Annotated in this window: 14 protein-coding genes; all 14 read left to right on the forward strand. The window is 68.0% G+C overall.

The annotated features are described in order from the left end of the window. The coding region (dop, locus tag V6M46_RS13990) for a depupylase/deamidase Dop (RefSeq protein WP_332666213.1) at positions 1 to 1294 on the forward strand (1294 nt) is incomplete at its 5' end. A gap of 4 nt (positions 1295 to 1298) precedes the next feature. After that, positions 1299 to 2072: a lytic transglycosylase domain-containing protein gene (locus tag V6M46_RS13995; protein WP_332666215.1), complete on the forward strand. Its 774-nt coding sequence runs from the start codon at positions 1299 to 1301 to the stop codon at positions 2070 to 2072. A gap of 183 nt (positions 2073 to 2255) precedes the next feature. Beyond that, complete coding sequence (locus V6M46_RS14000) at positions 2256 to 2450, forward strand: ubiquitin-like protein Pup (RefSeq protein WP_332666217.1); 195 nt, start codon at positions 2256 to 2258, stop codon at positions 2448 to 2450. After that, complete coding sequence (prcB, locus tag V6M46_RS14005; protein WP_332666237.1) at positions 2450 to 3265, forward strand: proteasome subunit beta; 816 nt, start codon at positions 2450 to 2452, stop codon at positions 3263 to 3265. Before V6M46_RS14000 ends, prcB begins: the two co-directional genes overlap by 1 nt. Before the next feature lie 13 nt (positions 3266 to 3278). Then, the gene (gene prcA, locus V6M46_RS14010) at positions 3279 to 3974 is read left to right on the forward strand and encodes a proteasome subunit alpha (protein WP_332666219.1); all 696 of its coding nucleotides are present in this window, start codon (positions 3279 to 3281) and stop codon (positions 3972 to 3974) included. A gap of 363 nt (positions 3975 to 4337) precedes the next feature. Next, positions 4338 to 5147, forward strand: coding sequence for a phosphatase PAP2 family protein (locus V6M46_RS14015; protein WP_332666221.1), 810 nt, complete (start codon positions 4338 to 4340; stop codon positions 5145 to 5147). Then, a complete protein-coding gene (locus V6M46_RS14020; RefSeq protein ID WP_332666223.1) occupies positions 5141 to 5764 on the forward strand; it encodes a DedA family protein in 624 nt (207 codons plus the stop codon). Before V6M46_RS14015 ends, V6M46_RS14020 begins: the two co-directional genes overlap by 7 nt. A gap of 73 nt (positions 5765 to 5837) precedes the next feature. After that, positions 5838 to 7199, forward strand: coding sequence for a Pup--protein ligase (gene pafA / locus V6M46_RS14025; protein WP_332666225.1), 1362 nt, complete (start codon positions 5838 to 5840; stop codon positions 7197 to 7199). 70 nt (positions 7200 to 7269) lie between these two features. Next, a complete protein-coding gene (locus V6M46_RS14030; protein WP_332666227.1) occupies positions 7270 to 8187 on the forward strand; it encodes an FKBP-type peptidyl-prolyl cis-trans isomerase in 918 nt (305 codons plus the stop codon). 12 nt (positions 8188 to 8199) lie between these two features. Next, a complete protein-coding gene (locus tag V6M46_RS14035) occupies positions 8200 to 9171 on the forward strand; it encodes a helix-turn-helix transcriptional regulator (protein ID WP_332666229.1) in 972 nt (323 codons plus the stop codon). After that, entirely contained in the window at positions 9168 to 10124 is a 957-nt protein-coding gene (locus V6M46_RS14040) for a helix-turn-helix transcriptional regulator (protein ID WP_332666231.1), read from the forward strand. The genes V6M46_RS14035 and V6M46_RS14040 overlap by 4 nt, the downstream gene beginning before the upstream one ends. Positions 10125 to 10145: 21 nt before the next feature. Continuing rightward, a complete protein-coding gene (gene tatA, locus V6M46_RS14045; RefSeq protein WP_332666232.1) occupies positions 10146 to 10373 on the forward strand; it encodes a Sec-independent protein translocase subunit TatA in 228 nt (75 codons plus the stop codon). Positions 10374 to 10418: 45 nt separating this feature from the next. Next, positions 10419 to 11192 (forward strand): twin-arginine translocase subunit TatC, encoded by a 774-nt coding sequence (tatC, locus tag V6M46_RS14050; protein WP_332666233.1) that lies wholly within the window; start codon positions 10419 to 10421, stop codon positions 11190 to 11192. Positions 11193 to 11241: 49 nt separating this feature from the next. Then, the coding region (locus V6M46_RS14055; RefSeq protein ID WP_332666234.1) for a diacylglycerol kinase family protein at positions 11242 to 11709 on the forward strand (468 nt) is incomplete at its 3' end.

The raw sequence follows: 11709 nt of genomic DNA on the forward strand, positions 1-11709 counted from the left end.
CCCGTCGCAGCTGACCGACGAGGACATGGGACTCGCCAACATCATCCTCACCAACGGCGCCCGCCTCTACGTCGACCACGCGCACCCGGAGTACTCCAGCCCCGAGGTGACCAACCCGCTCGATGTCGTGCGGTGGGAGAAGGCCGGCGAGAACGTCATGCGCCTGGGCGCCGAGCTCGCCGCCAAGATCCCCGGCACCGCACCGATCGTGCTCTACAAGAACAACGTCGACAACAAGGGCGCGTCCTACGGTGCGCACGAGAACTACCTCATGCGGCGCGACGTCCCGTTCGACCAGATCGTGGAGCACCTCACACCGTTCTTCGTCTCCCGCCAGGTGTTCACCGGCGCCGGCCGCGTGGGGCAGAAGCAGGACGGCAGCGTCCACGCCTTCCAGATCAGCCAGCGGGCCGACTACTTCGAGGTCGGTGTCGGCCTCGAGACGACGCTCAAGCGCCCCATCATCAACACCCGCGACGAGCCGCACGCCGACCCCAAGAAGTACCGGCGGTTGCACGTCATCATCGGCGACGCCAACTGCTCCGAGACCGCGATCTACCTCAAGCACGGCACGACCTCGATCGTCCTCGCGATGATCGAGGCGGGATTCCTGACCCACAGCCTCGCCCTGTCGGCCCCCGTCACGGCCCTGCACGACATCTCGTACGACTCGACGCTGACGCAGAAGGTCGAGCTCGAGGACGGCCGCACCGTCACGGCCCTGGAGCTGCAGGGGGAGTACCTCAGGCTCGCCAAGGAGTTCGTGGCCCGCGAGGGCTCCGACGAGCAGACCGATGACGTCCTGCGCCGGTGGGAGAGCGTGCTCGACCGCCTGGCCCGCGATCCGATGGAGTGCGTCCGCGAGCTCGACTGGGTCGCCAAGCTGGCGCTCCTGGAGCGCTATCGCGAGCGTGACGGGCTCGACTGGGATCACGCCAAGCTGCACCTGGTCGACGTCCAGTACCACGACGTCCGGCTGCACAAGGGGCTCTACCACCAGCTCATCCGCACCGACCGCATGGACCGGTTGCTGACCGAGCCTCAGATCGCCACAGCGGTCACCGACCCGCCGCGCGACACCCGGGCGTACTTCCGCGGCATGTGCCTCGCGAAGTTCTCCAAGGACATCGCCGCGGCCTCGTGGGACTCGGTGATCTTCGACCTGCCGGGGCAGGACTCGCTGCAACGCATACCGACGATGGAACCCCTGCGCGGCACAGCCGAGCACGTGGGCCGGTTGTTCGAGACCAGCAACACCGCCAGCGAGCTGTTCGCCGCCATCACAGGCCGATAGCCCGATGTCCGACCAGGCAGCCCGGCGGGAGCGACGTATCACCGCCGCGATTGCCGTCACTGCCCTCTGTGCGGTCGCAGGGCTCATGGTGTCCGCGGCACTGCTCGCCAAGTCACCACAGGGCGCGCCTCGCAGCGCCCCGACCCCGACGACCACGATGGCGCCGGTCAAGCCCGTCTCCGAACCGGTCGCGCCCGCCCCCGAGGCGTCGTCGGGCGAGCGCATCGATGCCACCTGGCTCTCCCAGGTCGCGCGGCAGACCGGCATCGGCACGGTGGCGCTCGAGGCGTACGCGCTTGCCTCCGTACGCCTCGACCGGGAGCAGCCGAAGTGCCACGTCGGCTGGACGACCCTTGCCGGTATCGGCGCCATCGAGTCAGGCCACGGCACCAACGGCGGCAGCCGCTTGCGCGCCGACGGCACCACGACGCGGCCGATCGTGGGTCCCGCGCTGGACGGCTCGCCCGGCGTGGCCCGCATCCCGTCGGACGAACAGTCCGAGAAGTGGCATGGCGACAAGACATGGGACCACGCCGTCGGGCCGATGCAGTTCATCCCGTCGACGTGGCGCAAGTGGGGATCCGACGGCAACGAGGACGGCACGGCTGACCCCAACAACGTCATCGACGCGGCCTACTCCGCGGCCCGCTACCTGTGCGCCTCCGGCCGCGACCTGCGTACTGGCCAGGGTTGGACGCAGGCGGTCTTCTCCTACAACCATTCGGAGGACTACGTCCACAACGTCGTGGCCCGCGCGAACTCGTACGTCAGGCCGTAGTCCGGGCGTGAGGGGCGGGCGGGACCGTCTCCTGGAGTGTTGCTCGGTCCCGCCCGCTGACGCCCGGCTCGGTTCTCAACCGGGCGTCCAGAGGGTTCGTACCCGAGTTGCGACTGGGTTAACCCGAAACTACGAAACGTCGAGGTCACGCCACGTCTGGCCCGACCGGGATAGGGTTGGGGTATGTCCGAACAGCAGCACAAGAGCACCCGCAAGTCGAGCGAGCCCGAGGCGCAGGTCGACACCACCGAGGTGGACGCCGAGCGCAAGGAAAAGCTCGATGACGACGTCGACTCGATCCTCGACGAGATCGACGACGTGCTCGAGGAGAATGCCGAGGAGTTCGTCCGCAGCTTCGTGCAGAAGGGCGGACAGTGATGCTGCCTGACGGCACCCGACTGTCCGAAACCTCATCCTTCGCCGACTACCTCTCCGTCAGAGCTCCCGAGCTGCTGCCAACCGCCCGAGTGACCGATGGGGGGAGCCTCGTGGGCGTGACTCACGGCACCACGATCGTCGCCGCGACGTTCGACGGCGGCGTCGTCATGGCGGGCGACCGGCGCGCCACGATGGGCAACGTCATCGCTCAGCGCGACATCCAGAAGGTCTTCCCGACCGATGAGTACTCGTGCGTCGGCATCGCCGGCACGGCCGGGCTCGCCGTCGAGATGACCCGGTTGTTCCAGGTCGAGCTCGAGCACTACGAGAAGATCGAGGGCACGGTCCTGTCGACCGACGGCAAGGCCAACCGGCTCGCCGCGCTGATCCGCAACAACCTCGGCATGGCGATGCAGGGACTTGCCGTCGTCCCGCTGTTCGCCGCGTACGACCTCGACGCCCGTGTGGGGCGCATCTTCGCCTTCGACGTCACCGGCAACCGCAACGAGGAGCGCGCGTTCCACTCGGTCGGATCCGGGTCGACGTTCGCTCGCGGCTCTCTCAAGAAGCTCTATCGCGAGGGCATGAGCGAGACCGACGCGGTGACCGCCGCGATCCAGGCGCTCTACGACGCCGCCGACGACGACACCGCGACCGGCGGCCCCGACCTCGCCCGCCGGATCTTCCCGATGGTCGGAGCCATCACCGCCAACGGCTACCGCGCCTATTCCGAAGACGAGACGGCTGCGATCGCCGACCAGGTCATCGCCGCCCGCATGGGTCGTCCCGACGGCCCCTCGGCCCCCCTGACGTGAGAGGACCGATCCGATGACGCAACCGTTCTACGTCTCGCCCGAGCAGCTGATGAAGGACCGGGCGGACTTCGCCCGCAAGGGCATCTCCCGGGGCCGCAGTGTCGCCGTGGTCCACTACGACGACGGCATCCTGTTCGTCGCGGAGAACCCGTCCCGGGCGCTGCACAAGATCAGCGAGATCTACGACCGCATCGGCTTCGCCGCCGTGGGGCGCTACAACGAGTTCGAGAACCTCCGCATCGCCGGTGTACGCCTCGCCGACCTGCGCGGCTACTCCTACGACCGCCGTGACGTCACGGCTCGCGGACTCGCCAATGCGTACGCCCAGACGCTCGGCACGATCTTCTCCTCCGGGGGAGAAAAGCCCTACGAGGTCGAGATCTTCGTCGGCGAGCTCGGTGACGACCCGTCCGAGGACCAGATCTACCGGCTGATGTACGACGGCTCGGTCGCCGACATCCAGGGCTTCGGCGTGATGGGTGGCCAGAGCGAGCTGGTCGAGACCTACCTCGGCGAGCACTACCGGGACGGCCTGGCACTGGCAGAGGCGATCCGCGTGGCCGTCACGGCTCTCGGCCAGGACACCACGCCGCCGCGCACGGTCGAGGCGTCAGCGCTCGAGGTCGCGGTGCTCACGCGGTCGCGCGCGCAGCCCCGCAAGTTCCGCCGGCTCAGCGACAGTGACGTCGCGGCTGCTCTCACCAGCTGAGCGCATCCGCCCCTCCGCGCGCGCAGGGGCGACCTTCGGCAGGGTGATCCAGGTCACTCGGACCGAAGTGGAACCAGCACTCCGGTTGTGTCTAGGATAAGTGGAGAGACCTTCCACATAGATCCTGGAGCCCTTCATGACCGCCGCGACGATGTTCGTAGCCGGCTGAGGCCTGACGATGTCGATCACCGCTTGGGGTGACCTTCGGTTGTCCGCCCGGTCCGGGGGTGGTGCCACCCCGCGAACCGGGCGGCTGGGTACCCCCGAGCCTGCGCTCACCTCGATGGTCGGGCGACTCGGGATCGGGTGTGCTGGTGGGTATGCCGATCGAACGACTCGGCGCATCACCGAAGGAGAAGTCCGATGAGCTCCGAGCTGATCACCGCACCCACCTCATCCAGCGCCGTGGGGCAGCTAGACCGGGCCACAGTCGGCCGGTTCCGACTCCACCCGGGAGTGCGCGAGGTCGTCGTCCTGGCAGCGCTCTGGTTCGGCTACAGCGCAAGTCGCATGTTCGCGGACAACGATCTCGGCGCAGCGCGGGAGCGGGCGACGGACGTCCTCGACATCGAGCGCTTCCTGCACCTCGACATCGAGGCCGGGCTCAACTCGGCGCTGTCCGCCGTCCCGTCGATCGCGGTGCCGATGTCGTTCTGGTACGCCGCGCTCCACTATCTCGTGACGCCTGCCGCCCTGGCCTTCATCTTCTGGAAGCACCGCACCGACTACCGCCGGGCCCGCAACGGCCTCGTGATCGGGTCGGCCATCGGGCTGGTGGCGTACGTGCTGATCCCGACGGCTCCGCCTCGGCTGATGGGCGGCGGTTATGTCGACACGCTCGCCCAGTCCGCCTCGTACGGGTGGTGGTCCGGTCACGCCTCCGCGCCCGCCGGGCTCGGCGGGCTCACCAACGAGCTCGCCGCGATGCCGTCACTGCACGTCGGCTGGACGATCTGGGTGGCCTGGGCCCTGTGGCGCCACGTCGGGCGCACGGGGCACGTGCTGTCGGTGCTGTACGTCGCCGGCACGACCCTCGTCGTCGTCGCGACCGGCAACCACTGGCTGCTCGACGCCGTCATGGGCGGCGTGGTCGTCTGGATGGGCATCGTGGCCGCGTCTCGACGCGCCGTCGACTCCTCGCCATCGCCGGCCGAGTCGACACCCTCATGGTGACATCACTTCTGGGATTCGTTCTCGCACTCGCGGAGTCGGGCCTCGGGCTCGGCGCCGTCCTGCCGGGCGAGGTCGCCATCTCGAGCCTCGCCACGAAGGTCGACGGCGTGCTCCCGCTGCTGGTCCTCGGCATCGCGGTCGCGATCGGCGCCAGCGCCGGCGACCACCTCGGCTACGTCGTCGGGCGGGTCGGTGGCTCGCGGCTGCGTGGGTCACGGTTGATCGCCCGGCTCGGCCTCGATCGCTGGGACCGGGCATCCGAGCTCATGCAGGCACACGGCTTCTGGGCGATCCTGCTCAGCCGGCTGCTGCCGTTCGTCCGTACCGTCATGCCGGCCGTCGCGGGCGCGGCGTACCTGCGCTATCCGCGGTTCGCCCTCGCCTCGGTGCTCGGGGCGGCCGCCTGGTCGACCGTCTGGGTCGGCGCCGGCGCGGGTCTGGCCGCGAGCGGCCTGCTCGACAACACGCCACTCGTCGTCGCCACGGTGGTTGCCGTCGCGCTCGTGGCAGTCGCGGTCAGGGTCATGCGCAGGCGTCGTCGGCCGGCCGTACCGGGTGAGCTCGCGGGACCCGAGGCTCTCGACGAACGGATCCCCGAGCCGACCTGCGTCGGGTGAGTCCGCTCGCTACAAGTCAATGACGTTCGCGCGCCGCCCCACGGCGACTGGTGTGCCCGACTACTCTGAACCCATGGACCGGCGGATCTTCGGTATCGAGAACGAGTACGGCGTCACGTGCTCGTTCAAGGGCCAGCGCCGACTGTCGCCGGACGAGGTGGCCCGCTACCTGTTCCGCCGCGTGGTGTCCTGGGGTCGCAGCAGCAACGTCTTCCTGCGCAACGGCGCGCGCCTCTACCTCGACGTCGGCAGCCACCCGGAATACGCAACGCCGGAGTGTGACGACCTCGTCGACCTCGTGACGCACGACCGCGCGGGGGAGCGGATCCTCGAAGGCCTCATGATCGACGCACAGAAGCGGCTTGCCGACGACGGCGTCGAGGGCGACATCTACCTGTTCAAGAACAACACCGACTCGGCCGGCAACTCCTACGGGTGCCACGAGAACTACCTCGTCAGCCGCCAGGGGGAGTTCAGCCGACTGGCGGACGTCCTGATCCCGTTCCTCGTGTCGCGACAGATCATCTGCGGCGCCGGCAAGATTCAGCAGACCCCGCGCGGCACGATCTTCTCGGTCAGCCAGCGCGCCGAGCACATCTGGGAGGGCGTCTCGAGCGCCACGACCCGGTCCCGGCCGATCATCAACACCCGCGACGAGCCGCACGCCGACGCCGAACGGTTCCGGCGGCTGCACGTCATCGTCGGCGACTCCAACATGAGCGAGACGACGACGTTGCTCAAGGTCGCGACCACCGACCTCGTGCTCCGGATGATCGAGGGCGGTGTGTCGATGCGGGACATGACCCTCGACAACCCGATCCGCGCCATCCGCGAGATCGCGCACGACATGACCGGACGCCGCAAGGTTCAGCTCGCCAACGGCCGCGAGCTCTCGGCACTCGAGATCCAGGCCGAGTACTTCGGCAAGGCCGCCGAGTTCGTCGACAAGCACGGGCTCCACACGCCGACGATCACCCGGGCGCTCGACCTGTGGGAGCGCACCCTCAAGGCCGTCGAGTCCGAGGACCTGTCCCTCGTCGAGCGCGAGGTCGACTGGGTCATCAAGTACAAGCTCCTCGACCGCTACCGCAGCGTCCACGGGCTGACCTGGGGCGATCCGCGCATCGCGCAGCTCGACCTCGCCTATCACGACATCCGCCGGGACCGCGGCATCTTCTACCTGCTGGAGAAGAAGGGCGCCGTCGCCCGCGTGACGAACGACCTCGACGTGTTCGCGGCCAAGTCCATACCGCCCCAGACGACGCGGGCCCGCCTGCGCGGCGACTTCATCAAGCGGGCCCAGGAACGCCGCCGGGACTTCACCGTCGACTGGGTGCACCTCAAGCTCAACGACCAGGCGCAACGCACCGTGCTGTGCAAGGATCCGTTCCGCTCACACGACGAAAGAGTGCAGAGGCTGATCGACGGGATGTGACGACGGACGGCTTGTCCTCTGTCGTTAGGATGATCGACGATCTGTTGTCCCACCCCGAAGGTCGTTCCCCGTGCGCCGTATTCTCCTGGCAACTGTCGCTGCCACCAGCCTGATTCTCGCTGGATGCGGCGGCAGCGACTCCGACGGCGGTGGTCTCGACGACGTCAAGGTCAGCTCGGCGAAGAGCCCCAAGGTCACGGTCGAGAAGGGCTTCAAGGTCAGCAAGACGATCACCAAGGTCCTCAAGAAGGGCGGCGGTGAAGAGGTCGCCACCGGCGACTCGATCAAGATCAGCCTCGCGGGCGTCAACGGCACGACCGGCAAGCAGTTCGACAGCACGTACGCCAGCGGCAAGCCCGTCACGCTGACGATGGCCGAGGGCATGCTGCCCGGATTCACCAAGGGCCTGGTGGGCCAGGAGATCGGCAGCCGCATCCTCGTCGCGATCCCTCCCAAGGACGGTTTCGGCAAGGAAGGCCAGCCTGCCTACAACATCAAGAAGGGCGACACCATGGTGTTCCTCTTCGACATCGTCGCCAAGATCCCCAACGAGGTCACCGGCACCAGCAAGAAGCTGCCGTCGGACCTGCCACAGCTCAAGCTCGACGGCGACAAGCACCCGTCCGGCTTCACCGAGACCAAGACGATGGACAAGAAGAAGTCCAAGGAGAGCGCGCACGTCGTGATCCAGGGCGAGGGCGACCCGGTCGAGGCCGGGCAGACCCTGACGGTCCAGTACGTCGGTCAGCTCTATCCCACCGGCGAGGTGTTCGACGAGTCGTGGTCCAAGCAGCCCGCCACCTTCCAGATCGGCGGCGAGGGACTCATCAAGTGCTGGAACGACCTGCTCGTCGGCCAGAAGGTCGGCAGCCGCGTTGTCGTCGTCTGCCCGCCCGACAAGGCGTACGCCGACAGTCCTCCGGCCGGCAGCACGATTCCCAAGGGCGCCACGCTGATCTTCGCGGTCGACTTGCTCGACGCTTCCTGACATCCTCCTGACATGGCCGAACGCAAGACTGAGAGGTTGATGAACCTCATCTTCGCGTTGCTGGTCAGTCGCCAGTACCTCACGAAGGACCAGATTCGCGAGTCGATCGCCGACTACCGCGATTCGACGCCCCAGGCGTTCGACCGCAAGTTCGAACGCGACAAGGAGGAGCTGCGCGAGCTCGGCATCACTGTCGAGATGGGCCAGAACGACAAGTACTTCAATGACGAGCCGGGCTACCGCATCCGCCGTGACGAGGCGGAGCTGCCCGACCTCGAGCTGACCCGTGAGGAGGCTGCCGTCATCGGGCTGGCGACGCAGGTCTGGGAGCATGCCGGCCTGGCCAGCGACTCGACCACGGCGCTGGTCAAGCTCAAGGCGATCGGTGTCGACGTCGACACGAGCGTCCTGCGCATGGCCGAGCCGAAGCTGTCCACCGATGAGCCGTCCTTCGACACCATGTGGGAGGCCGTCACGCGGCGCATCCCGGTGTCTTTCGTCTATGCGCGGCCAGGACGCGAGCCCATGGAGCGGCACCTGCAGCCGTGGGGCATCATCTCGTGGCACGACCGCTGGTACGTCGGAGGATTCGACCTGGATCGCGGCGAGGTACGCATCTTCCGTCTCTCGCGCGTGATCGGCGAGGTCGAGACGATCGGCGCCCCCGGGTCGTACGACGTGCCCGAGGACGTCGACATGAAGCACATCGCGCGCAACCTGTTCCCACCGGTGTCCGACGTCGCCGCCGTCCTGCGGATCCGCGCAGGCCGGGGGCAGTCCCTTCGCCGCCTCGCCGAGAAGGTCACGCCGCTGAGCGACGACCTCGACGAGGTGGAGATCCGCTACTCGTCCCGCTGGGAGCTCGCATCGGAGGTCGCCTCCTACGGCCCTGACGTCGTCGTCGTGTCGCCTCCTGACGTACGCGAGGCGGTCATCGAGCGGCTGAAGGCCGCTGCCCGCGGCGGCCTCGAGGTGCGTTCATGAGCAGATCCCGACAGCAAGTGGTCCGGATGCTCGCTCTGGTGCCGTACCTGCAGGGCAACGACGGCATCCCGGTCAACGAGGTCGCCGCCGAGTTCGGCGTCTCGCCCAAGGTCATCCGCGACGACCTGCGCCTGCTGATGTACACCGGCACCGGCGAGTACGCCGGCGAGCTCATCGACTTCGACCTCACGGCGCTCGAGGAGGACGGTGTCGTGCACATCCGCGACGCCGAGTTCATGACCCGCCCCTTGCGCATCAGCACCCGCGAGGGTGTGGCGCTGATCGTCGCCCTGCGCACGCTGCGCGCGTCGGCCAGCGGTTCTGAGCTCACCGTGATCGACAGCGCCCTCGCCAAGCTCGAGAGCGCGGTCGGCGACACGGTCTCCCCGCCCGTCGATGTCGTGCTCGACCAGGTGGACCCGACGATCCACTCGGCGGTCGTGCACGCGCTGGCCAACGGCAAGCGTCTCCAGCTGACCTATGCGACCGCGGCGCGCGACGAGCAGTCCGTACGCCCGGTCGACCCGCGGCGGCTGTTCACCGAACAGGGCAAGCTCTACCTCGAGGCCTGGTGCCTCAAGGCCGAGGACATCCGGTTCTTCCGGCTCGATCGAGTCATCGATGCGCAGGTCACCGACGTCGATGCCGAGGACCACGACGTCCAGGAGCGCGACCTGTCCGACGGCATCTTCACGGTGGGGGAGCAGACGCCGTACGCCCTGGTCGACCTGCATCCGCGGGCGCACTGGCTGACCGAGTACTACCAGGTCGACCTGCTGGAGGAGAAGGCCGACGGCGTATGGCGGGCCAAGCTCTACGGCGGCGACTGGGCGTGGCTGCGGCGGCTCGTGCTGCGCAATGCCGGTTCCGTCACCGTCGTGGAACCTGCTGTTCTTGCTCAAGACGTGTCCGAGCAAGCTGCTCTTGCGCTTCGCGCGTACGATGAGCAGTGAATCGTTCACCAAGGAGTAGCCATGTTCCGCCAGATCGGCCCCACTGAGATCCTGATCATCCTCGGAGTCGTGCTCCTGCTCTTCGGCGGCAAGAAGCTCCCCGAGCTTGCCCGTGGTTCAGGCAAGGCGCTGCGCATCTTCAAGACCGAGGTCAAGGCGCTGCACGACGACGATGACGAAGAGACCAAGCCCGCCTCGCTCGAGGCCGTCAAGGCCACGGACCCGGACAAGAAGCCCGAACAGGGCTGACGCTTGGCGCTTCGGCGCGGCAAGCCCCCCGCACCGGGCGGCACGATGCCGCTCATTGAACACCTGCGTGAACTTCGCAGCCGGCTGGTCCGGGGAGTTCTGGCGATCCTCGTCGGGACGATCGTTGCCTGGATCTTCTACGAGCCGATCCTCGAGTTCCTCACGCAGCCCTACAACGACATCAAGCCGCTGCTCGAGGAGCGCGGCATCGAGTCGGACATCGTCATCACCGGCATCGGCGGCGCGTTCAACTTCCAGCTGAAGATCTCGCTGGTCGTCGGCATCCTCATCTCCAGCCCGGTGTGGCTGTGGCAGATGTGGGGCTTCGTCCTTCCCGCCATGCACCGCAACGAGAAGCGCTGGGCGGCGCTGCTGACCGCCACCGGCGCGCCACTGTTCGTCGCCGGGGCCGCGCTGGCATACGTCGTCATGCCCAAGGCGATGGACGTCCTGATCGGCTTCGTCCCCGACGGCTTCGGCAACCTGGTCACCGGAGCGGAGTACTTCAACTTCATCATCCGCATGATGCTGGTGTTCGGCGTGGCAGCCGAGATCCCGCTCGTCGTGGTCCTGCTCAACCGCATCGGCGCGGTCAGCGCCGCGCAGCTGGCCAGGGCCCGGCCGTGGACCCTCATCGGCATCTTCGTCTTCGCCGCCGTCGCCACCCCGACGACAGACCCGCTCACGATGGTCATCCTCGCCGCGCCGATGACGGTGCTCTACCTGTTCGCCGAGGTCATCGCCAAGCTGACCGACCGCAGGCGGTCGAAGGCCACCGACGAGCTTGCCGACGATGAGGTCTCCCCGCTGGACGACTAGCCGGTCGAGTGACCAGATGCTCGCGCGACCGACCGTCTACGCTGCTCGCATGCATTACGCGCTCGTCGTCAATCCGGCCTCCGGCAGGCGCCGCGGTGAGGCCATCGCGGCGCAGGCGGCGGAGCGCCTCGGCCACGCGGGGCATGTCACGACGCGGATACAGGGCGAGGACGCACCGGCGGCCCGTGACCAGCTCAAGCAGGCCATCGATTCGGGCCTGGACGGCGTGATCGTCGTCGGGGGAGACGGCGCGCTCCACGGAGTGCTCGACCACGTCGCGGACTCCGACCTGGCCTTCGGGCTGATCCCGGCCGGCACCGGCAACGACACGGCCCGCTCGCTCGGCATACCGGTCAAGGACGTCGACGCCGCAGTCGACCTCATCGTCGCGGGGCACACGCGTACGGTCGATCTCGCGCGCGCGGGTGAGGCGTACGTCGCCACGGTCATCGCGTCGGGCTTCGACTCCAAGGTCAATGAGCGCGCCAACGCGATGACGTGGCCGCGCGGCAACATG

This window comes from Aeromicrobium sp., assembly GCF_036676885.1.
Lineage (GTDB): Bacteria > Actinomycetota > Actinomycetes > Propionibacteriales > Nocardioidaceae > Aeromicrobium.